The following is a 20,587-nucleotide window of genomic DNA, read 5'->3' on the forward strand; positions in this document are numbered from 1 at the left end:
GCTTTCTCGGTTAAGTTCATAGGAGTAGGGGTTCATCGTTCTAGCTTTACACCTGCTCGTCGGTGCCAAATTGCAAACCAGCACGTGCTATTTCTTTTGTTCGGAAAGGGCGTTAATCAACTTGTAGCAGGGGTGCACTTGGCAGTCAGCTTCAGTGCAAGAGCCGTGAGTTGCCTTTTAGTATCGCCATCTTAGGCTGCGAGTTGGTGGAAAGTTCAATGCTTCTGCATTGGGTTCATCGGCAGTGTAGGCTTTGGAGCGTTTCTTTAAGATCCTGGTGCCAAACGTAGGCTGCATCGCACGTAAAAAGCTAACAAATTGCTCAAGCAGACAGCTAACGTTTGGCGATTTTGGTTTGGTTGAGTTCAGTGATTAAGGTGGCTTTGCTTGAGAGTCGTGGTCGTTAGCTGCAACTTAGCAAGGCGTTATGAGGCTTATGGAAATAAAAATAGAACCTGTATTGCTGAGTGATTTCGAAGAAGTTTTTGCTGCGGTAAAGAGAGGCTTGTTTGATCACGTTGACGCAGTCTTTGGTTGGGATGACCAATTTCAACGGCACCGACTAAAAACACAATATCAAACTGATTGGTTTCACTGGCTCTACGTTGATAATAAACGTGCTGGTTTGTTGTGCTTTAAACCTTATGGCAACGCGCTCCATGTGCACTTTCTTGTCATTGAGGCTTCTTATCAAGGTAGGCAAATTGGCGCTACCGTTATGACAATGGTTCATGATCAAGCAATTACAGAGATTAAGCAGCAAGTAACACTCTCAAGCTTTAAACGTAACCTGAGGGCAATATCTTTCTATGAGAGTCTCGGATACGAAGTAGTAGATACCGATGACAGTTTTGTTTCTTTGGTGTGGAAGGTCGCCTCATAACAAACTACTCAAGTGGACGCTATAAGCTTGGCGGTTTCGGTTTGAAGTTTAGTGAGCTTGGCAAGTTGGTCGTTAGCGCCACTTAGCAGGGCGTTAGCTTTCTCGGTTAAGTTCATTGGAGTAGGTGTTCATCGTTCTAGCTTTACACCTGCTCGTCAGTGCCAAATTACAGACCGGCACGTGCTGTTTCTTTTGCTCGGAAAGGGCGTTAGTCAACTTGGAGTATGGTGCACTTGGCAGTCAGCTTCAGCGCAAAAGCCGTGAGTTGCCTTTGAGTATCGCCATCTTTGGCAGCAAGTTGTTGGAGAGTTCAATGCTTCTGCATTGGGTACGTCGGCGGCGTTGGTATTGGAGCGTTTCTTTAAGATCTTGGTGCCAAACGTTGTCTTCATCGCACGGAAAAAGCTAACAAATTGCTCAAGCAGACAGCTAACAGTCGGCGATTTTGGTTTGGTTGAGTTTAGGGATTACGGTGGCTTTGCTTGAGTGTCGTGGTTGTTAGCTGCAACTTAGCAAGGCGTTAGTTGCCTAATGCACAACGTAAAAATCGCACATATAAGGGAGATATATGGAATTTAAGTGCGCTTCAATAACCGAAATAGACGACCTGGCTTTTCTCTTCGGTCAATATATGGAATTTTACAAACAACCTTTGAATCCAAAAGGGTTTCGTGAATATTTAATTGAACGGTTAAACAATCAGGATGCGACAGTTTATATCGCATATGAAAATGAGGATAAACCTGTAGGATTTATCCTAAACTACCATTCATTTTCTTCACTATCACTAGGGAAAGTCATTGTATTAAATGATCTATTTGTAGTTCCTAATTGTAGAGGTAAGGGTGTTGCTAGTGCGCTGATTGATTGCTCGGTAAGTCTAGCTAAAAGTACAGGAGCTGTCTGCGTAGAATTGGGCACAGCGAAAGATAATAGGTTAGCGCAGGCATTATATGAAAAAATTGGTTTCGTTAAAGATACTAAATACTACTCATATAGCTTGTCGGTCAAATAAAATCGGCAACTAACAAACTGCTTAAGCCGACCTCAAACGCGTGGCATTTTTGCTTCGCAAAGTCTATGCCACGGTTTTCGGCAGCTTAGCAGGGCGTTAGGTTTTACTTGAGAACAGTGCACATAATGCTAACGGTATTCTTTGTTGCCTCAAGTATTCGCCTCGCGCAGGTTCAGCAATTTGGCTTCATCACTCACTTAACATTTTTGGGTTGCTTCATTTGAATGTTGGTCTGGCACGTGATGTGGCTTGTCGGTGTAAAGCTGCTTTAAGCTCAATTGTCAGCGCTATTCATCATTGGCTTTGTGTTCCACGCATTTGGTGGTCAGTTGAGTCTCTGCGGTGTGATGTATTTCATAAAACCAGCCAAATCAATCAGTTCTTTGCCAAGTAAGTTCGGTGGCTGTGTTAAAACCTAACAAACGCTTCAAGCCGACAACCAACGCGTGGCATTTTTGGTTTCAGTAAGTTTAGTGATTAAGGTGTTCTGCTTTGGCTCCGCATTGCGTTGGTTGCAGCTTAAGCGGGACGTTAGGTGAACAAGGAAGTCATCAAATTGAAAATAGTCCCAGAATTATATGTGCAAAATATATCCGACAACGTCGAGTTCTTCGTCGATATCTTAGGCTTTGTTATTAAATATCGCCGTGAAGAGGAGCAGTTTGTCTACTTATCTCGTGAAGGGCTAGATCTAATGCTCGAAGGTGTTGAGAGTAGTTCACGGAAGTGGTTGGCCGGACATCTCACATATCCATTTGGTAGAGGTGTGAATTTTCAATGGGATGTTTCCGATATTGATGCGCTCTATTCCACGGTTAAGTCCAAATCACCGGAATCGATTTTTCTGCCAATTGAAACAAAATCTTATCGAGTCAACGATGAGTTGGCTACACAGGTACAGTTTATCGTACAAAGCCCGGACGGTTACCTTTTCAGGTTTTGCGAAGATGTACGGTGATAATGTTCACCTAACAAACTGCTCAAGCCGACCTCAAACGCGTGGCACTTTTGCTTCGCAAAGTATATGCCACGGTTTTCGGCAACTTAGCAGGGCGTTATGTGGCAGGAGGCTACGTGCAGTTCACATTTAGGGAAACAACACCAAGCGATAAGGATTTTTCAAATCTAGTCGCAGAGTTGAGTTCAGAACTTAGAGCTCTTACTTCAGACTCTGGCGAGAGTTCATTCCATGCGGATTCTTTTAGTTTGGGTACTGATATTTGTTTAGTCATCTATCAAAGTGAGAAAGCCGTTGCATGCGGTTCATTTCGCAAGCACGACAGTGAAACTTGTGAGTTGAAGCGAATGTACTCAAAGTACCGAGGAGCGGGTAGTTATCTAATCACCCAGCTTGAGAGTTGTGCAGTGATTAAAGGTTACAAGCGCTCAGTACTTTCAACACGCAAGGTTAATGATAATGCAGTGTGTTTCTACGAGCGACATGGTTACTCAAAAGTTAGCGCTTATGGAAAATACGTCCATGCAAGCAAGTCTGTTTGTTTGGGCAAGTCGTTAGCCACATAACAAACTACTCAAGTGGACGCCATAAGCTTGGCGGTTTTGGTTTGAAGTTAAGTGCGCTTGGTAAGTTAATCGTCAGCGCCACTTAGCAGGGCGTTAAAAAGCTGCGAATCAACTTCCGTAATATTAGAAGTAGGGTTTGTTACTAGCTGAGATGCCAAGCATCCCTTTAATAAGCGTCCGCTTTAGGAATTGTCATGTTTTTGGGTGTGGTAAGTGCGTTTGCCAGGTTCTGGTTTAGATACTCTGAACGTCTAGCTCTGGTAAGTTCTTCGGGTCGCACCTATGCGCGCGGATTCTAGGGTTATACGCAAATACGTTGGGTGTGCGCTTGAATTAATCACTTCACCGCATGTCCATTTTTAACAAGCGCTTCAAGCCGACAACCAACACGTGGCAATTTCAGTTCTAAATAAGTTTAGTGTTTAAGGTGTTCTGCTTAGGCTTTTGCATTGCGTTGGTTGCAACTTAAGACGGGCGTTAGCATTCGGCAGGAGATAACATGTACATTTTGGTAGTAAGTTCGAGCTTGGATCCAAATAGTCGAAGCCGTCAAATCGCTAAGCTATGTATTGACGAACTACAATCGTTGGATAGACAAGTTAAATTTGTTGATTTGGCGGAACTTAATGTACCAAGTTTTGATAACGATAAAATATATCATACGGAACAATATAAGGCGTTACATAAGTTAACGTCTGAGGCGAATGGTATTGTTTTATGCAGCCCTATTTACAACTGGGGATGTTGTTCTGAGTTAAAGAAATACATTGAATATGTTGGGTCTACACCTCCTGATGGTAGCTTAACTAGCGCACTCTTCGATAAAGTGGTGACGCTTGTAACCTCAGCGGGGCTACCTCATAGTTACATGGCTGATTCTGCGCTCTCGACGTCACTAATCATTGATTTCAAGTGTATTATTAATCCTTACAACGTGTATGTTCATAATCGTCACTGGGTCAACGATACCCTTTTGGATGAAAGACTACCCAGACTTGAAAAATCTATGAAAGTAATGGATGAGCTCTGTAGTTTATTGAGTGCTAGAACATATAAGTCTGGGTGGGAACTGTAATGCTAACAAATTGCTCAAGCAGACAGCTAACGCTCGGCGATTTTGGTTTGGTTGAGTTCAGTGATTACGTGGCTTTGCTTGAGTGTAGTGTTCGTTATCTGCAACTTAGCAAGGCGTTAGTTTCATGGAGGAAATATGGAAAATTCAGAACTATTAGAACAAGCACTGCATAGTGGAGCAATAATTCATCAACCACATGCATTGAAAGCAGTCTTATCCGCAAACTATCTTGCAGAGCGCTTTGGTGAAAGTTGTAAAGTTTTCTCTCATACATCCATGTTGATGGCTAATGACTCAGTTGTGGCTCCACCAACCTATGCAGAGTCAATTCAAGCACCAAAATTTCAAGAATTCCGCATTCATAGGATTCTTAATAGTGGCGTTTATCCTGCCGCCTATCAAGCCACTTTGCAGTGGCATAAAAAGAAAGGCTTCCAAGATGTTTTTAATCATTACGCTACGAAAGCAGCTTCAGTTAAGGAATCTTTGTCGCACAATGTAACAATCTTACTTGCGATGAACAGTGTTTACGAACAATTAAATGAACAGCAAATTCCAACTTTCCTTAACCGATTCACAGAGTTTGTTACGTCGACATTTCCAAATGTGGGCAATGAAAAACTAGGGTCAGTAAAAGTAAATATTGCTGATGTCCTATCGTCTTGTATCAAACAGTTTGATTTCTTTGGGCACAATCTCATCACTTTAGCTTGGCTATTACGATGTAAAGATCAGCTTTCACCATTACAATATGAAGCCATGCTATCAAATCTATATGTGCAAGCTAATAGCCCAGTAGAAGACCCAGACGACAATATTGATTTAGCCATTTGGGAACAATGCAAGACAGAGTCAGGGTTAGAATATTTTGAATCACAGGTGAATCGTTTAATTTTTGGTTACACTTCCAACTTACATCAAATAACATTGGCTGATGCTTTGTGTTTGTTGCAGGCAGAATTTCCTCAGCACACAGACGAGTTTTCCAAAATAGCGCAATATCAAAGCCTTATGCTTGAACAATGAAACTAACAAACGTTTAAGACAGATTCCCAACGCATGGCATTTTCGGTGTTAATGGTTGGGTTTTGTGTTTAAGGTGGTAATGTTGAGTTTGGTGGTAGCGTTGCTCACTACTTAACGTGGCGTTAAATCGCAAGGAGAGTTATGTACAGATATTCAATTAATCAGTTTTCAAGTTTGTTAACAGTATTTGGGGGCATTCGAGTTGGCACGCTTCACGATTTTCGAAAGAGTGAGCACAAAAGGGGGATAGCAGATCCTCAAGAAGGCAAAAAAACAGTTCAACACTGCATCGATAAGGAAACTATTACTATCGGTGATCGCAGCTCTAAAACAGCTAGAGCAGCAAAAGAGTTTAATATCATTGGTGGTTCTGGAACTGCAACTTTTGAAAATGTAACTTTTTCCAAGACCTTCAACTCTCCAGATTTTTTTATTCTTTGTTCATCTTATGAAAAGTCAAAATCAGTTATGAGCCAGTTTGAAGGGGCAGATACATGTGTGCAAATCACGGATCCATTGTCATTCTATAAAGAACTCACGATACTTTTGAATTCAATTACACCTGTCGTTTTCTTAGGTGTTCATCGTGTGACGTACAAAGAGCGTATCGAAGAGTGGAATGGTACATCATGGGGGGCGGATCCCACCTTGCTAAAAGAGCCAGAGTTTTCCAAGCAAAAAGAAGTCCGTGCTATCTGGGCTCCCAAATATCGACAACCAATCACCCCTCAAATTCTTGGTAGTGTGGATCTTGCTAAGACTTGTCGAAAAATTGCTATTTAACAAATTGTTCAAGCAGACAGCTAACGTTTGGCGATTTTGGTTTGATTGAGTTTAGTGATTACGGTGGCTTTGTTTAAGTGCGTTAGCAGTTAGCTGCTACTTAACAAGGCGTTATAAGCTTTGAGGAAAAATATGGAAAGTATCATCGAACAAGCAATTAAATTGCGGAAAGAGAATAAGTATCAAGAGTCGAGAGCTTTGTTAAAAACGCTGCTAAACGATGAAACTTATTCTGCTAAGGCTCACTTGCAAATCGCTTGGTCATATGACAATGAGGGTAAAGAGCAGGAAGCGATTGCTCATTACTTGTCATCTCTTTCAGGTCTGTTATCGTCGATAGAAAGGTTTGATGCTTTGTTCGGGCTAGCGAGTACCTATCGAAGTCTTGGTATGTATTCGGAAGCTTTAAGCTACTTTGAACAAACTTTAAGAGAGTACCCTAGTTCCATTGAAGTTCAGCCTTTCTACGCCATGTGTCTCTACAACTTGGGACGCCATAAAGAAGCAACATCATTACTACTCGAACTTTTAGTATCAACCACGAACAGTGATGCGATTAAAGAGTATCAGCCAGCTATCTCTTTATACGCAGAAGATTTAGATAGAAAGTGGTAAAACGAAACACGCTTATAACAAATTGTTCAAGCAGACAGCTAACGTTTGGCGATTTTGGTTTGAATTGAGTTTAGTGATTACGGTGGTTTTACTTGAGTGTAGTGGTGGTTAGCTGCTACTTAACAAGGCGTTATGTGCCTTTTGCTGCACATTTCGAAGTTGGCTATAGTTTTGAGGTGAAGATAAAAGAGAGTTTTAGTGTGAAAATCATTCATCGTATGTTGGTTTATACCCCAGAGCCGAACTTTCTAAGGCTATTGCTGCTATTTTTGGCGATAGCATCTGGGTGGCTTTGTTACTATAACATTGACTCAGGCACTGTTGCTATTAAAGGGGGCTCCAGCGTGTCTGCCGACGACTTCCCTTTTACCTATTTATTCAAAGTAACGATACTAGGTGTTTCATGTGCTTATTTCACCATTACTATGCTCTTTTGTGTTAGAAAGAAAGACTGGTTTAAACAGTGATGTCAGACACATAACAAACGCTTCAAGTGGACTCGTAACGCTCGGCACTTTTGGCGTCAATTCTAGTTTTAGTGTTTACGGTGGTAATTTCAGCTTCGGTGGTGCGTCACTCACAACTTAAGCGGGCGTTAGCTTTCTCGGTTAAGTTCATTGGAGTAGGGGTTTGTCGCTCTAGCTTTACACCTGCTCGTCAGTGCCAAATCGCAAAACCGCGCGTGCTGTTTCTTTTGCTTGGAAAGGGCGTAAATCGACTTCGATTATGGTGCACTTGGCAGTCAGCTTTAGCGCAAGAGCCGTGAGTCGCCTTTAACTATCGCCATCTTTGGCAGCAAGTTGGTGGACAGTTCAATGCTTCTGCATTAGGTGCGTCAGCGGCGTCAGTTTTGGAGTGTTTCTTTAAGATCTTGGTGCCAAACGTCGGCTTCATCGCACGGAAAAAGCTAACAAATTGCTCAAGCAGACAGCTAACGTTTGGCGATTTTGGTTTGGTTGAGTTTAGTGATTACGGTGGCTTTGCTTGAGTGTTGTGGTCGTTAGCTGCAACTTAGCAAGGCGTTATAACCACAGCAAAAAATGGAGTATTTGTGATAGCGAGAGAATGGAAAGCAACTTGTCCTAAAGAGCATGAGGACGGATTCATAGGGTACCTTTACGAAACTGGAATCAAAGATACTTCAGACACAAAGGGTTTTGTAGGTGCACAAATTTTAAAGCGAGATTTGGGCAATAGTACGGAAATTACTTTGCTTACTTTTTGGGAAGATATTGAGTGTATTAAAGCCTTCTCTGGAGAAAATATTAGTATTGCAAGACTATACCCTGAAGATGAGAAATATAAACTAAACCCAGAGCGACATGTAAAGCACTATGAAGTCCGAGAGAATATGTGGCTATAACAAATTGCTCAAGTCGACAGCTAACGTTTGGCGATTTTGGTTCGGTTTAGTTCAGTGATTAAGGTGGCTTTGCTTGCGTGTCGTGGTAGTTAGCTGCAACTTAGCAAGGCGTTATATGTTTTGGTCAATTTAGGATTTTTATAATGCTGAAGCTAAGAAAAGCAGAGGCTCATGAGTTAGATTTCATCTATTTAATGGGCTTCGATGTATGGGGCGACGGTCTTTCTTCTGAGGAGTACTTAATAGGTTGTCGCAATAGTGAAAAATACTTATCTGGTACTTGGTACGTATTGGTTGAAAAGGGTCAAGTTGTATCATCTCTTATTGTTTATAGCGGCATGTTCGATCTCAAAGAAAGCGCTTTTGGTATTGGCTCTGTCGCTACACCTCAAGAACTACGGCATCAAGGCTATGCGTCAAAGTTGGTTAACCTAGTCAAATCTGAGTTATTTGATAGGAACCATTGCAAGGCTATATACCTACACAGTGATATTGATCAGCAGTTTTACATGAAGCTTGGTTTTGTCAGTATTCAGGGCTCTGATTGCATGATCTACACAAAGGAACCAGTGGCTTTTAATGGAGCAATACCAGCATATTTTTAGCTTTGAGTTCTACATATAACAAACGAGTATGGCGTCAATAACTAAATTTTGGCGCTGTTTTCATCCCACATCGTTCCATCTCTTAACATCGAATTTAGAGTTACAACCATCTTCCTAACACAAGCAATGATAGCGACTTTCTTGGGCTTTCCTGCATCCAATAAACGTTTATATGTTGCTTTAAAAACAGGGTTACATTGCATAGCGGACATCATTGCCATGTACAATACAGTGCGTACTTGAGCGCGACCACCTTGAATAACTCTTTTGCCTTTATGGCGGCCACTTTCCTTGGTGATTGGTGCGACACCGACTAGAGCAGCGGCTTGTTTGTTCGTGATATAACCAAGCTCTGGAACGTTACTAATAATAGAGGCTGCTGCGATATTTCCTATTCCTGGAACACTTTGAAGTAGGGTGTTCTTGGCATGGTATTCAGGGCAAGTATCGATTAATTTAATGAGCTTCTTTTCTATCTTATCAATCTGGTTTTTCATTGCGGTTAAGATAGGTTTGATGGTGGAATGCATCTCTTTAGGTAGGATTTGGATACGATTTTTTTCCATCGTTTGCATTGAGAGAAGTTGGTTTCTTCTGATGACTAAGTCACTCATAAGTCGGATGTTTTCTGCTTTTAGCTCCGTTAGTTTTGGTTGTATAGCTTCGGCATAATGAGCGATTAGCTCTGAGTCCAGTCTGTCATTTTTAGCGCGCCTGCCAATGGCACCAGCAAAGCGTTTTATGTGTAAAGGATTGGCTATAACAAAAGGAAGATTCGCCTCAGAGCATGCCATGATAAATGGCATTTCAAGACGACCTGTTGCTTCAACAACGATGCGTTTTGGCTGGTGCTTCGCAATAGTTTTAATTGCCTCTTTTATTCCTTTATCATTGTTTTCGACAGTAAAAAATAGGTCTAATGGGCGGATGTGAATGTCTAATTGTGACTTACCAACATCAACGCCGATATTTATGTTTTGAAGTGCAGTAGGATTCATAATAAGCTAACTCATGCTTGCGTAATACGGGCTCAAGTCCCAGTCGAGTATTCGAGGTTAGTGCTTGGAGCTTTAGACAGCGATCATGTTTGTTATCGGTCTCTCAATGGAGGAGCCAGCGTTTAAACGATCTACTGTATAAAGAGCTTTAGTTGCGGCTAAAGCTAGGGTCTCACGTTACCCGATTTCATGAGTTATTATCCATACAAACGCTTAAGACGGACGCGTAACGTGCGGCACTTTTGCTTCGCAAAGTTTATGCCACGGTTTTCGGCAGCTTGGCAGGGCGTTAGGCTACTAAACGAAACACCGGCCCTAGTGGAACGGGTAGTGAGAGTAATTTATGGAATATATTTACGCAGTGGTCCTTTTTGCATTGTCAGCATCTATTACCCCTGGGCCAAACACCGTAATGGTCATGTCATCGGGACTAAATTTCGGTGCTCGAAAAACTATCCCTCTGATGGGAGGCATTTGCATAGGGTTTACGGCAATGGTATTCCTCGTAGGTGTAGGGTTTTCTTCGATATTCTCCATTTATCCCGAGCTGCATTTTTTTATAAAGTGCGTGGGTGTGCTGTACTTACTGTATTTGGCTTACTTAATAGCAAGCTCGAACGATTCAGTTAAAGATAATAATCAAAATAAGCCATTAACTTTTGTACAAGGTGCCCTTTTTCAGTGGGTCAATGTTAAGGCTTGGGTTGTAGCGACTGGTGCTGTTGCGGCATTTACAAATGGAGCAGAAGAATTTTTTGTTCAAATTTTGGTTTTGACAACTATTTTTTTCTTAGTCTCTTTTCCAAGTGTAGCTATTTGGCTTTTATTTGGTGTGTTACTTAAAAAACTACTTAGCTCAACAAAGAGTAGAAAGTGGTTCAATATGGGTATGGCTGCCTTATTAGCATTGTCAGTTGTACCTATGGCTACTGAAATTTTACGAGAAGTAGCCTAACAATTTGTTCAGGCAGACCGCTAACGTTTGGTGATTTTGGTTTGGTTGAGTTTAGTGATTACGTGGCTTTGCTTGGGTGTTGTGTTCGTTAGCTGCAACTTAGCAAGGCGTTAGCATACAAGGAGGTTCAATTGCATATTCCTGCAAAATTCAAACAAGATGACGTTGAAGAGTTAATATCAGTAATTCAGCAGTATCCTTTTGCGACCTTGGTGTCAAACTCAGTAGACGGATTGGACGCAATGCATCTCCCTTTTTTACTAGACCGCGTAGGTGATGAGTTAGTTTTAAAAGGTCATATTGCCAAAGCAAACCCACTTTGGAAAAAGGTGAACTCGGGTGCTGATGTCTTGGTTATATTTAATTGTCCCAATTGTTATATTTCCCCCAACCACTATCCGACTAAAGCTCAAAATGGTAAGGCAGTTCCAACATGGAATTATGTAGTTGTTCATGTGCAAGGGAAGGTGTCTTACTCACATGACCCTGAGTGGATATATAAGGTTATTGATAACTTAACGACAATTCATGAAGCTGGCTCAGATACTCCCTGGTCGATAGAAGATGCACCCGCCAAATTCATTGAAAAAATGCTACCAGCGGTTGTGGGAGTAGAAATTGAAGTTACATCAATAGTTGGGCAGTGGAAACTGAGTCAAAATCAGCCATCGGTAAACAAGCAAGGTGTATTTGATAGTTTGATTGCAATGGATGATTCAAATTCTCAAGGTGTCGCGGTTATGGTTCGTGCACACCTTGAATAGCATGCTAACAAACTGCTCAAGCCGACCTAAAACGCGTGGCACTTTTGCTTCGCAAAGTATATGCCAAGGTTTTCGGCAGCTTAGCAAGGCGTTAGGTGCTCAGAGGAAATAATGAATTCAAAGGAAGTTGTCCTATCTTTTTGGGATGCAATGAAAACTAATGATTTTGCCAAAGCAAGTGAATGGCTAAGCCCCAATTATGAAGGTTTCTGGCCTCAATCAGGTGAACTCATCACTGGCAGATGTAACTTTACTTCTATCAACTCTTTTTACCCTGCAAACGGTATTTGGGAGTTTGAAGTACACTCGGTAGTTTGCGATGGTGCAACAGTTGTGACTGATGTTTCAATTACAGATAGTGTCCAAAAAGCGCGTGCTATCACTTTCCATACCGTTGAAGACGGACTAATCATTAAGCAAAAAGAGTTTTGGCCAGACCCAATGGAAGCGCAACAATGGCGAAGCCAGTGGGTAAAGGTAGTGGAAGACTAGGCAACGCACCTAACAAACTACTCAAGTGGACGCCATAAGCTTGGCGGTTTTGGTTTGAAGTTAAGTGTGTTTGGTAAGTTAATCGTTAGCGCCACTTAACGTGGCGTTAGCCCTAAAGCATCACAGTTAACCTTGAATTTTCATTGATGTATCCGCATGTTCATATAAAGAGTCAGTGATGAAAGGAAATAAGAATGTATGAGCTAGGGCAAGTATTGAAAGTCCAATACACAGGTTTTAAACACTACGGGATTTATGTTGGCAACAATACGGTTATCCATAACTCTAAAAAGTATCATCGCGTCGAAGAGATTGATTTAGATGTTTTTGCAGACAACAGAACCCTACAGAAAAGTTCAATTAAGTCAGAAAACCCAGTTTTAGCTGTGCAAACGGCACGAAAATACTTAGGTATTCCTTACAGTTTGTTTTCTGAAAATTGCGAGCACTTTGTTCGAACTGCATGTGGACTAGTAAAAGAGAGCACTCAAGTACAGAAATACTTAATTTCAGCGGTTGGCGTAGGAGCGTTGCTCAAGTCTGATAGTGCTGTAGTGCAAGCGGCTGGAGGCGCAGCTGCGTTAGCTTCTATGCTAACACCAACAGAGCAGAGTCCGGTTAAAAATGCAGCTGTAGCTGCTTGTTTAGCTGCTGGTATTGCGTACTTAGCGTCAAAATAGGGCTAACAATTTGTTCAAGCAGACAGCTAACGTTCGGCGGTTTTGGTTTGAAGTTACGTAAACTTGGTAAAGTTAGTCGTCAGCGCCACTTAGCAAGGCGTTAGCCGTCATGGAGCTTGCTATGCTCAAAGTGATAGAATAGTATCACTTTAGTATTCCTTTGGAGCAGCTTTCATGAAAGTAGAACTAGTTACATCACTTAAACGTCAAGCCACTAAGATCCTCGCCGATCTCCACGACACCAAAGAACCAGTGTTAATTACTGAGCATGGTAAGCCATCTGCGTATTTAGTTGATGTTGATGACTACGAATTTATGCAAAATCGTTTAGCTATTCTTGAGGGTATTGCACGAGGTGAGCGTGCACTATCTGACGGTAAAGTGGTAAGTCATGATGAAGCCAAGGACAAAATGTCAAAATGGCTGAAGTAATCTGGACTGAACCAGTGTTATCTGACCTCAATGATATCGCTGAATACATCGCTCTTGAAAATACTGTTGCGGCAAAGCAGTTAGTACGTACGATCTTCTCCAAAGTCGAACGCCTACAAACCTTCCCGGAGTCTGGTCGTATTCCACCCGAACTAGAACATTTAAGTTATCGTGAAGTTGTCGTTAATCCATGTCGTGTTTTCTATAAACAAGATGGTGACAAAGTGTTTATTCTGTTTGTTATGCGTGTAGAGAGAGATTTGCGTAAGTTCTTGTTGAGTAAGCAATAACCTTTGGGAATGAGCGGCTAACAAGAAATGTAAGCAAATTCGAAACGCTTGGCACTTTCGGTTTGAATCGGCTTTAGTGTTTACAGCACAATGCTTTAGGTAGGTGGCAGCGTTGCTCACTACTTAATTTGGCGTTAGCTGCTTTGTGGTTAATCATTAGTAAGGTGTCGTAATGAGAATTTTGGTAACAGGCTCTGCGGGTAGGGTCGGGCGTGCTATCTATATTAAATTAATGCGAACACATGACGTAGTCGGTATTGATAAAATACCTTGCTCAACAGCCGATTACATTGGTGATATCCGTGATAGCGCTCTGATTGATGGGGTTCTTGAAAATATTGATGTCATCGTTCATACAGCGGCTCTTCATGCTCCTCATGTTGGTTTAGTGCCTGATTCAGAGTTTACATCTATTAACGTAGATGCAACTGAGAAATTGGCTTTGGCTGGAGTAAAAGCAGGTGTTAAGCACTTCATTTTTACCAGTACAACTGCGTTGTACGGTTATGCCTCGACACCTAAAAGTATTGCAGGTTGGATTGATGAGGAAGTTACCCCTCAACCCAAGTCGATTTATCATAAAAGTAAAATTGCGGCTGAAACTAAGCTAGAAGAAATTTCAAATCTGTTTCAGCTTCCAGTGACTGTGCTGCAAATGTCGAGATGCTTTCCTGAGCCTGCGAATTTAATGGCTGTATTTCGCCTGACTCGTGGTATTGATGCTCGCGATGTAGCAAATGCTCACTTATGTGCTGTGGAAAAACGCTTAAGCGGTTTTCATCGTTTTATAATCTCAGGTGCAACACCTTTTCATTTTTCTGATTGTGAAGCTCTATATACTGAAGCTGGGGCTGTTATCAAACGTAAGTGCCCAGAAATCGCGCTAGCATTTCAACAAAGAAGTTGGCAATTACCTCAAAGCTTAGATCGTGTATATGATTCGTCGTCCGCACGTGAGAAATTAGGTTGGTCGCCTATACATGGTTTTGAAAGTGTTTTAGAAATGCTAGATACTGAAACCGCTGAAGTACTACCAGTTTTGAAACGCAGTTAATAAGCGTTTAAGACGGATTCCCAACGCTCGGTATTTTCAGCTTACTTTGGGTTAAGTGTTTATATAACAATTAGTTAGGTAGGATGGTGGCCGTTGCTCACTACTTAATTTGGCGTTAGTTCCCTAGAGGAAGCAATCAACCTATAGGAAATTTTTGTTTCTGGTGGAGCACGCGCAGGATTCGGATAATGTCGCCTTCGATCCAATAGGAGACGATCATTGAAATCTCAGGAATTATAAGTAATCGCCCACGAATATCGTCTCGCTGCACACCCAGTGGCTGCTCTAGCAAGTTTTCTATTTTTGCTTCAATGAGGTTGTCAGTTTTCTCTGCCGCATCAGGGTTGAAGTCATAGAGAAACTCAAAGATCTTTTCACGATCATTAAGTGACTCTTCTTCCCATAAAATCATTGCTTACCTCGATTACGGATTCTGGCTTTGCGCTCTTCCATTCGAGATTTAGCAGTTTGGTGCTCAACGAAAACGGATTTTCCTGAGTCAAACTTCTCAAATGCTAGGTTTACTTGTTCAGTTAGCCATGCATCGTGAGATAATGTTTTTCTTTGTTGTTCAGCGAGTTGCTCAGTCAGTTCACGGCAAGCGTCACTCAGAGTGCGACCTTGGCTCTCAGCCATTTGTTGAGCTAGGCGTTTTGTTTCTTCATCAACACGAAATTGAATTCTAGTGTCCATGATGTATTCCTTTGTTGGTGTGTGTACAAATGTTAGCACTAGTCTTTGAGGTGGACAACTGACAAATTGTTCAAGCAGACAGCTAACGTTTGGCGATCTTGGTTTGGTTGGGTTTAGTGATTACGGTGGCTTTGTTTGTGTGTAGTGGTCGTTAGCTGCTACTTAACGCGGCGTTGATATGACCCCCACTGTCAATTAAAACGTAGCAGTTTCTTCTCCTGCATTTAAAGAGCCTTACTTTTGTTTTGAGATAGTGTTAACGCATAGATGAAGCAAGTAAGTTCGTCGGTTCTCATGCTGATATTCGTGGATGACTCACTATGTGGTGAGCAGCGCCTACCTTACTTATTCCGTCGTGGCACCTGTCTTCAGCTTATACTCGTGGTTCAATAAAGCTGCACTCTATTGCCGTCCTAACGCAGTCGATGGTTGTGCCACACCCGATGCTTCATCCCATGCGATAACAACCATTCTTTACTCACGCTGGTAACCTTGCAAAACTTCGACTTGAATAAAGGATTTGTGCGTATCTAAGCCAATGAAAATTATGCTATCGTTGTTCATGCTAGCCTCCAAATTTAGTTGTTTGAACACACTAATTATGGATCTGGCTTTAAGCTAACTCACGATATTGGAGGCTAGCACCTCGTGGGGGCGGGATGTCTATGAGCAAAGGTGAAAAATGGCAACAATAGTCGAACAAATAGTATCGCGTGAGATTGAGGCAGTAATTATTTACGAGTCGCCGAATGTTATTGCTTTCGCAGACCATGATCCAATAAATTTCGGGCATCTTCTAATTTGTCCTATTTTGCCTTATGAATCGCTTATTGATTTACCAGAGCTTGTACACGCTGAAATTCAGCAAGTAGCAAAGGATTTATACGCGAGGCTGGTCACTAAATATAAGCCTGATGGAATCTCATTTATCCAGAATAACGGGAAATGTAATGAGCTTGACCATTATCATCTTCATATTGTTCCAAGGTTTGATGATGATAGATTTGGGTGGGTTAGTAGTAATATTGGTGTTCAGAATATAGAAGTTCTGCGTACATCGTTGGCAGGGTTATAATAAGGCGCTTAAGTCGACACTAAACGCGTGGCATTTTTGCTTCGCAAAGTATATGCCATGGCTTGGTGCTACTTGGCATGGAGCTACTTGGCTTGGAGCTATGTTTTTTTGTGGAATTGAAAATGAAAAAGATTGGAATTCTTTTAGTCACTTTAACGATGCTGGTTGGCTGTAATAGAGAGTACGACTCAATCACCTTGAGCACAGAAGTTAACAATGTTGAATACCTTTTGAGTGTTAGTGGAGATAGCGCATCGATAACTAAATCTAATTCAACAGAAACGTTCAAATTGAAATATCGAGATTCAGATGAGTTTGGATTCTATGTGGGTGATTCTACGTTGAGCTTTAAGCAACAGCCGAAAGTTAATAACTGGATTTGCGTATCTTGCGTAGACCATGGTTATCCAATCATATGGAAACAAACATAACAACTGTTCAAGACGGACCCAACGCTTGGTATTTTTTTCCATCGTTGGCTTTGTGTTTACGGCGCAATGGTTTAGGTAGGGTGGTGGAGGTGCTTACTATGGTTAGCTGCGGCTGATTTAGGCGTAATACGTTCGGAGCGATTAATGGAAGCGGTCATCAAACAAGCAATTGCATTGAGAAAAGAGGCCAAATATCAAGAGTCGAGGATCTTGTTGGCAACATTGTTAAATGATGAACATTATGCGGCAAAAGCCCACTTACATATAGCTTGGTCATACGACAATGAAGGAAAAGAGCAACAAGCCGTTGGGCATTATTTGTCTTCTTTGTCGGGCATACTTTCTACAGTAGAGAGGTTCGATGTTCTATTTGGCCTGGCGAGTACGTATCGAAGCCTTGGCCAATATTCTGACGCGTTACGCTATTTTGAGCAAACGATGAGTGAATTCCCAACCGCGATCGAAGTTCAACCTTTCTATGCGATGTGTCTCTATAATCTAGGGCGTCATAAAGAAGCAACGTCTTTACTACTCGAGCTTTTGGTATCAACGACCAACAGTGAAGCGATTAAAGAATACGAGCGAGCTATTTCTTTATATACACAAGATCTTGATAAAACCGGGTAAAACAGGCCACGCTTCTACAATTAATTTAAGCTAACAATCAACGCAAAGCTTTTCCAACGTATCGTTGTTTTTAAAATTAAAGGACTATGCCGGTTGTTGGTGAAAAGGGTGCTTAGCTAATCGATAAGCACCACAGTTGGCCTTATTACTGTTGATAATCTTGCGCATCTTGCTGTTTGACCGCTTTATGGCCATCTTCCGTGACACCATTTTTCCAATAACTGCTGATGTAGATGTTCTCGCGATCGACATCTTTTTCGTTGCGGAAGTAGGTGCGTAGTGCGCGCATTGAGTCGAATTCACAAGCAACCCATACAAATACTTCACCCTGTAACCAGGCCAGCTCTCGCACTTTCTCTTCTAGTGATTGGTCGGTGATCCAAATGACTTCTAGGTTATCAGGTACATTGAGTTCTTGGACGTCAACTTGTTCGAGTACCTTAATCACAGCGTAACCTTTTGCATTGTCTGGCAGAAGGCGGGCTTTTGCAGAAAGTGCGGGTAAGGCGGTCATGTCAGCAGCCATGAAGAACCAATCTACGTCGGTATTTATATCCTGAATTGCGCCAGGCCCTGCAATATAAATTTTGTCACCAACTTGAGCGTTCGCCGCCCATCGGCCAGCAAAACCACATTGGAGGTCGTGAGTAATATGACGAACAAAGTCGACGTCAATCGTCTGTTTTTCATGGGAGATGCTACGGATCGTGTAGGTGCGCATCGAAGGACGTTGGCCTTCCCCCATGGTTGCCAAGTCTATGTCAGTACTACCTTCAGCGTTGAAGATGAGTTTGATGTAGCTGCCTTCGCAATCTTGTGGGAATTTAGCCAGCGCTTCCCCCTGAAGAGTAATACGTTGCATGTTAGGAGTAACTTGCGTTGTAGCAATAACAGTCATTAGCTTTGGAGATGGCTTCTTCTTTTTCTTTTGCATATCTTTTTGCATAGTGTTCTTCTTTTTTGTTATGGGCTCAAGTTGTTGGCTGTTTTGTGACTTCCACTTTATGAGTGTAGTCAAAGTGTTTTAGAGTTGATGTTAAAAGCCCACGTTACGATTTACTGAGTGGGCGTCTATAAATGAGTGAATTAAAAATCCGCTGTCATACCCAAGTAGTAGGTACGTGGAGCCATCACATAGCCTTCGTATTCTAGTTCTTTAGAAATTGATTTATTCGTCAAGTTGGTGATTCCGGCGCGAAAGCGAACATCGTCATTGATGTGATAAACGGTTCCTAGGTCTAGCGTGGTGTAAGCGTTTTGCGTGATATCTTTGTCGATAGTGCGCTTGCCGCGGTACTTAGCACTGACGAATGTTGTAAGGTCGTAAACAGGATTCCAATTTAATTTCACTAACCCTGAATGCTTGTAGCGTTCGAGTAGTTCTTCGCCGGTAGATTTGTCTTCGGTATCTAGGTATGTGTAGTTGCTGTTGATGCTCCATTGCTCAGAAATTTTCAGGCGACCGGCAAGCTCTAAACCCTGTACGATAGCTTCAGAGATGTTGTTGTAAGTTCGGTATGCCGTGTAAATATTGCTAGTGCCTGACTCTACACATCCACGTTTACTGCTATCGTATTTATCGTCGTTTTCGCAGATAATTTCACCACGGTCAATCATGTCCTGAATTTCATTGCGAAACAATGCCCCCTCAATTTGCCAGGTTGGCTCGCTGTAAATAGCCGCTAACTCATAGTTCCAACTTGTTTCTGGCTTTAGGTTTGCATTGCCATATAGGTCACAACCACCTTTACAGCTTGATACCATGTAACCGGGGTGGTTTTGTGTCAGAGTCGGGGCTTTAAATGCTTTACCTACACCTCCTTTAATGACCAGGTTTTCAGTTGATTGGTGGACAAGGTATATACGCGGAGAAAACTCTTGACCGTACTGTTCGTGTTTGTCTAAACGACCACCTAAAGTAGCGGTGAGTTGATCTGTCATTGCCCATTGATCTTGAACGAACAATGCGCCTTGATACGCTTTGGCTTTGCCACCTTGAACGTATTGTTCGTTGGTAAGTTCACTGAATTGAAAATCCACGCCAAAGGTGAGTGTATGGTTATTACCGAAGTGAGTCGTAGCCGAAGCTTCAAATATCTGCGTGAGCTCTTCAACATCGCGAGTGGAATTGTCTACATCTGCTGCATGTTTATCAAGTACGTTTTCGCGTGAGTAACGAACTTGCGTGTCACCCCATCCCCAAAACCCACTGTATGTCAGTGCCTGACTGTTGCGTGTAATATTCGAGTTCGAGTAATTCACTCCTGTCGCATGCTCTCCTGCTGTATCACGTTTGTCATCGCTGTAACCAAGGTCAAGGTCAATGATTTGGTCTTGGGCAGGGTGCCAACTAAGAGTACCGAATAGACTTAAAGTGTCGCGCCCCTCTAAAGCTGTTACATCGTCACGGTTATGCCCAGATGGGTGGATGCCTGTGTATGGCTGCCATGCATCTCGGCCTGTTTGATTTGCAGAGACGCGCGCAAATAACTTATCCTCAATTAAGCCTCCGGACGTTGTAAATCCAACAGAATGCTGCTCACCACCATTGCCATCATTGGGTGTAGAGATGTCAGTGCTTATTGAAGTTCGCCACTCGTTAGTTGGTGTTTTGGTGATAATGTTGATCGTACCACCCATACCATCCGAACCGTACAGGGCAGACATCGGACCGCGGATGATTTCAACGCGCTCAATTGAATCTGTCGGAATGGTGGCTAAGTCAAAATCGTTACCACGAATAATCGCACTTGCCGAACTCATACGACGGCCGTTAACCATGATTAATGTGTATTTGGCTTCCATGCCACGAATAGAAATGGTTTGCCTGCCAGCACGCGTACTGTCTAAATCCACTTCAATGCTGGTTGCTTCTGCTACGATATCTCCAAGAGTGATGCCTGGGTTGTTTTCGATATCTTCAGCAGTAATCACTGACATAGAAGCGGGGGCTGTTGTTAATGGCGTTTCAGTTCGTGTTGCCGTCACGACCATTTGCTCATCGGTTTTCGGTGAGGTGGCTGCTGCTTGCGCACTGACAGCGATTGATGAGCAAATGAGAGTGACTGCTGTTGTAAGTGGTTGACGGGTAAAGCATGGGAACTCTGACATAGTGGTATTTTTGTTTTCATGGTAATGAGAATTGTTTGCATTAGATGTCTAATCGCCCAGTATTTCAAGATGAGTTCCATTCTGATTTAACATTAT

25 protein-coding genes are annotated in these 20,587 nt (G+C 42.2%); 20 read left to right on the forward strand and 5 right to left on the reverse strand.

The window, feature by feature from the left end; translation table 11 throughout:
• The first annotated feature begins 436 nt into the window (after positions 1–436).
• The 10 genes from LNL84_RS06130 (at position 437) to LNL84_RS06175 (ending at position 8,889) form a co-directional block, all read left to right on the forward strand.
• The gene (locus LNL84_RS06130) at positions 437–883 is read left to right on the forward strand and encodes a GNAT family N-acetyltransferase (RefSeq protein WP_244355897.1); all 447 of its coding nucleotides are present in this window, start codon (positions 437–439) and stop codon (positions 881–883) included.
• A gap of 568 nt (positions 884–1,451) precedes the next feature.
• Positions 1,452–1,898: a GNAT family N-acetyltransferase gene (locus LNL84_RS06135; protein WP_244355899.1), complete on the forward strand. Its 447-nt coding sequence runs from the start codon at positions 1,452–1,454 to the stop codon at positions 1,896–1,898.
• Positions 1,899–2,448: 550 nt separating this feature from the next.
• Positions 2,449–2,856 (forward strand): bleomycin resistance protein, encoded by a 408-nt coding sequence (locus tag LNL84_RS06140; RefSeq protein WP_244356602.1) that lies wholly within the window; start codon positions 2,449–2,451, stop codon positions 2,854–2,856.
• Positions 2,857–2,906: 50 nt separating this feature from the next.
• On the forward strand, positions 2,907–3,422 hold the full coding sequence (locus tag LNL84_RS06145) for a GNAT family N-acetyltransferase (RefSeq protein WP_244355901.1): 516 nt from the start codon (positions 2,907–2,909) through the stop codon (positions 3,420–3,422).
• 499 nt (positions 3,423–3,921) lie between these two features.
• Complete coding sequence (locus tag LNL84_RS06150) at positions 3,922–4,497, forward strand: NADPH-dependent FMN reductase (protein ID WP_244355903.1); 576 nt, start codon at positions 3,922–3,924, stop codon at positions 4,495–4,497.
• Between the two features lie 135 nt (positions 4,498–4,632).
• Positions 4,633–5,523, forward strand: a complete 891-nt coding sequence (locus LNL84_RS06155) for a hypothetical protein (protein WP_244355905.1) — start codon at positions 4,633–4,635, stop codon at positions 5,521–5,523.
• A gap of 141 nt (positions 5,524–5,664) precedes the next feature.
• Positions 5,665–6,306, forward strand: coding sequence for a hypothetical protein (locus tag LNL84_RS06160; RefSeq protein ID WP_244355907.1), 642 nt, complete (start codon positions 5,665–5,667; stop codon positions 6,304–6,306).
• 132 nt (positions 6,307–6,438) lie between these two features.
• Positions 6,439–6,921 (forward strand): tetratricopeptide repeat protein, encoded by a 483-nt coding sequence (locus LNL84_RS06165; protein ID WP_244355909.1) that lies wholly within the window; start codon positions 6,439–6,441, stop codon positions 6,919–6,921.
• 1,051 nt (positions 6,922–7,972) lie between these two features.
• The gene (locus tag LNL84_RS06170; RefSeq protein ID WP_244355911.1) at positions 7,973–8,284 is read left to right on the forward strand and encodes an antibiotic biosynthesis monooxygenase; all 312 of its coding nucleotides are present in this window, start codon (positions 7,973–7,975) and stop codon (positions 8,282–8,284) included.
• 143 nt (positions 8,285–8,427) lie between these two features.
• A complete protein-coding gene (locus LNL84_RS06175; RefSeq protein WP_244355913.1) occupies positions 8,428–8,889 on the forward strand; it encodes a GNAT family N-acetyltransferase in 462 nt (153 codons plus the stop codon).
• Between the two features lie 41 nt (positions 8,890–8,930).
• On the opposite strand, the gene LNL84_RS06180 is transcribed toward LNL84_RS06175, so the two are convergent.
• Positions 8,931–9,887 carry an IS110 family RNA-guided transposase gene (locus LNL84_RS06180; RefSeq protein WP_244355915.1) on the reverse strand — a complete coding sequence of 319 codons (957 nt, stop codon included), beginning with the start codon at positions 9,885–9,887 and terminating at the stop codon, positions 8,931–8,933.
• 343 nt (positions 9,888–10,230) lie between these two features.
• On the opposite strand from LNL84_RS06180, the gene LNL84_RS06185 reads away from it, so the two are divergent.
• The 7 genes from LNL84_RS06185 (at position 10,231) to LNL84_RS06215 (ending at position 14,554) form a co-directional block, all read left to right on the forward strand.
• On the forward strand, positions 10,231–10,842 hold the full coding sequence (locus LNL84_RS06185) for a LysE family translocator (protein ID WP_244355917.1): 612 nt from the start codon (positions 10,231–10,233) through the stop codon (positions 10,840–10,842).
• Positions 10,843–10,973: 131 nt separating this feature from the next.
• A complete protein-coding gene (locus tag LNL84_RS06190) occupies positions 10,974–11,606 on the forward strand; it encodes an FMN-binding negative transcriptional regulator (RefSeq protein ID WP_244355919.1) in 633 nt (210 codons plus the stop codon).
• Between the two features lie 111 nt (positions 11,607–11,717).
• Positions 11,718–12,098, forward strand: a complete 381-nt coding sequence (locus LNL84_RS06195) for a nuclear transport factor 2 family protein (protein WP_244355921.1) — start codon at positions 11,718–11,720, stop codon at positions 12,096–12,098.
• Between the two features lie 194 nt (positions 12,099–12,292).
• A complete protein-coding gene (locus tag LNL84_RS06200) occupies positions 12,293–12,778 on the forward strand; it encodes a lecithin retinol acyltransferase family protein (RefSeq protein ID WP_244355924.1) in 486 nt (161 codons plus the stop codon).
• 174 nt (positions 12,779–12,952) lie between these two features.
• Positions 12,953–13,210, forward strand: coding sequence for a type II toxin-antitoxin system Phd/YefM family antitoxin (locus LNL84_RS06205; protein WP_244355927.1), 258 nt, complete (start codon positions 12,953–12,955; stop codon positions 13,208–13,210).
• Positions 13,198–13,500, forward strand: coding sequence for a type II toxin-antitoxin system RelE/ParE family toxin (locus LNL84_RS06210; RefSeq protein ID WP_244355930.1), 303 nt, complete (start codon positions 13,198–13,200; stop codon positions 13,498–13,500). The genes LNL84_RS06205 and LNL84_RS06210 overlap by 13 nt, the downstream gene beginning before the upstream one ends.
• A gap of 172 nt (positions 13,501–13,672) precedes the next feature.
• Positions 13,673–14,554 (forward strand): NAD-dependent epimerase/dehydratase family protein, encoded by an 882-nt coding sequence (locus LNL84_RS06215; protein WP_244355933.1) that lies wholly within the window; start codon positions 13,673–13,675, stop codon positions 14,552–14,554.
• A 136-nt stretch (positions 14,555–14,690) separates the two neighbouring features.
• Here the strand turns inward: LNL84_RS06215 and LNL84_RS06220 are convergent, their stop codons facing one another.
• A complete protein-coding gene (locus tag LNL84_RS06220; RefSeq protein ID WP_244355935.1) occupies positions 14,691–14,966 on the reverse strand; it encodes a type II toxin-antitoxin system RelE/ParE family toxin in 276 nt (91 codons plus the stop codon).
• A complete protein-coding gene (locus LNL84_RS06225; RefSeq protein ID WP_005398409.1) occupies positions 14,963–15,247 on the reverse strand; it encodes a type II toxin-antitoxin system TacA family antitoxin in 285 nt (94 codons plus the stop codon). Before LNL84_RS06225 ends, LNL84_RS06220 begins: the two co-directional genes overlap by 4 nt.
• A 682-nt stretch (positions 15,248–15,929) precedes the next feature.
• Here LNL84_RS06225 and LNL84_RS06230 point away from each other — a divergent pair.
• The 3 genes from LNL84_RS06230 to LNL84_RS06240 all read left to right on the forward strand — a co-directional run bounded on the left by LNL84_RS06230 (position 15,930) and on the right by LNL84_RS06240 (position 17,380).
• Positions 15,930–16,322, forward strand: a complete 393-nt coding sequence (locus LNL84_RS06230) for an HIT family protein (RefSeq protein ID WP_244355937.1) — start codon at positions 15,930–15,932, stop codon at positions 16,320–16,322.
• A 122-nt stretch (positions 16,323–16,444) separates the two neighbouring features.
• On the forward strand, positions 16,445–16,753 hold the full coding sequence (locus tag LNL84_RS06235; protein WP_244355939.1) for a hypothetical protein: 309 nt from the start codon (positions 16,445–16,447) through the stop codon (positions 16,751–16,753).
• 144 nt (positions 16,754–16,897) lie between these two features.
• Entirely contained in the window at positions 16,898–17,380 is a 483-nt protein-coding gene (locus LNL84_RS06240; RefSeq protein WP_244355941.1) for a tetratricopeptide repeat protein, read from the forward strand.
• Between the two features lie 145 nt (positions 17,381–17,525).
• Here the strand turns inward: LNL84_RS06240 and LNL84_RS06245 are convergent, their stop codons facing one another.
• Positions 17,526–18,326, reverse strand: a complete 801-nt coding sequence (locus LNL84_RS06245; protein WP_244355943.1) for a siderophore-interacting protein — start codon at positions 18,324–18,326, stop codon at positions 17,526–17,528.
• A 140-nt stretch (positions 18,327–18,466) separates the two neighbouring features.
• Positions 18,467–20,491, reverse strand: coding sequence for a TonB-dependent receptor domain-containing protein (locus LNL84_RS06250; protein WP_244355947.1), 2,025 nt, complete (start codon positions 20,489–20,491; stop codon positions 18,467–18,469).
• Positions 20,492–20,587: the final 96 nt, after the last annotated feature.

This window comes from Vibrio gelatinilyticus, assembly GCF_022836845.1.
GTDB lineage: Bacteria > Pseudomonadota > Gammaproteobacteria > Enterobacterales > Vibrionaceae > Vibrio > Vibrio gelatinilyticus.

Excerpts from the sequence above, each read along its gene's own strand:
- LNL84_RS06130 (WP_244355897.1), top strand. The coding sequence starts at position 437 with ATGGAAATAAAAATAGAACCTGTATTGCTGAGTGATTTCGAAGAAGTT.
- LNL84_RS06135 (WP_244355899.1), top strand. The coding sequence starts at position 1,452 with ATGGAATTTAAGTGCGCTTCAATAACCGAAATAGACGACCTGGCTTTT.
- LNL84_RS06150 (WP_244355903.1), top strand. The coding sequence starts at position 3,922 with ATGTACATTTTGGTAGTAAGTTCGAGCTTGGATCCAAATAGTCGAAGC.
- LNL84_RS06155 (WP_244355905.1), top strand. The coding sequence starts at position 4,633 with ATGGAAAATTCAGAACTATTAGAACAAGCACTGCATAGTGGAGCAATA.
- LNL84_RS06160 (WP_244355907.1), top strand. The coding sequence starts at position 5,665 with ATGTACAGATATTCAATTAATCAGTTTTCAAGTTTGTTAACAGTATTT.
- LNL84_RS06165 (WP_244355909.1), top strand. The coding sequence starts at position 6,439 with ATGGAAAGTATCATCGAACAAGCAATTAAATTGCGGAAAGAGAATAAG.
- LNL84_RS06175 (WP_244355913.1), top strand. The coding sequence starts at position 8,428 with ATGCTGAAGCTAAGAAAAGCAGAGGCTCATGAGTTAGATTTCATCTAT.
- LNL84_RS06180 (WP_244355915.1), bottom strand. The coding sequence starts at position 9,887 with ATGAATCCTACTGCACTTCAAAACATAAATATCGGCGTTGATGTTGGT.
- LNL84_RS06185 (WP_244355917.1), top strand. The coding sequence starts at position 10,231 with ATGGAATATATTTACGCAGTGGTCCTTTTTGCATTGTCAGCATCTATT.
- LNL84_RS06195 (WP_244355921.1), top strand. The coding sequence starts at position 11,718 with ATGAATTCAAAGGAAGTTGTCCTATCTTTTTGGGATGCAATGAAAACT.
- LNL84_RS06200 (WP_244355924.1), top strand. The coding sequence starts at position 12,293 with ATGTATGAGCTAGGGCAAGTATTGAAAGTCCAATACACAGGTTTTAAA.
- LNL84_RS06205 (WP_244355927.1), top strand. The coding sequence starts at position 12,953 with ATGAAAGTAGAACTAGTTACATCACTTAAACGTCAAGCCACTAAGATC.
- LNL84_RS06210 (WP_244355930.1), top strand. The coding sequence starts at position 13,198 with ATGGCTGAAGTAATCTGGACTGAACCAGTGTTATCTGACCTCAATGAT.
- LNL84_RS06215 (WP_244355933.1), top strand. The coding sequence starts at position 13,673 with ATGAGAATTTTGGTAACAGGCTCTGCGGGTAGGGTCGGGCGTGCTATC.
- LNL84_RS06220 (WP_244355935.1), bottom strand. The coding sequence starts at position 14,966 with ATGATTTTATGGGAAGAAGAGTCACTTAATGATCGTGAAAAGATCTTT.
- LNL84_RS06225 (WP_005398409.1), bottom strand. The coding sequence starts at position 15,247 with ATGGACACTAGAATTCAATTTCGTGTTGATGAAGAAACAAAACGCCTA.
- LNL84_RS06230 (WP_244355937.1), top strand. The coding sequence starts at position 15,930 with ATGGCAACAATAGTCGAACAAATAGTATCGCGTGAGATTGAGGCAGTA.
- LNL84_RS06235 (WP_244355939.1), top strand. The coding sequence starts at position 16,445 with ATGAAAAAGATTGGAATTCTTTTAGTCACTTTAACGATGCTGGTTGGC.
- LNL84_RS06240 (WP_244355941.1), top strand. The coding sequence starts at position 16,898 with ATGGAAGCGGTCATCAAACAAGCAATTGCATTGAGAAAAGAGGCCAAA.
- LNL84_RS06245 (WP_244355943.1), bottom strand. The coding sequence starts at position 18,326 with ATGCAAAAAGATATGCAAAAGAAAAAGAAGAAGCCATCTCCAAAGCTA.
- LNL84_RS06250 (WP_244355947.1), bottom strand. The coding sequence starts at position 20,491 with ATGTCAGAGTTCCCATGCTTTACCCGTCAACCACTTACAACAGCAGTC.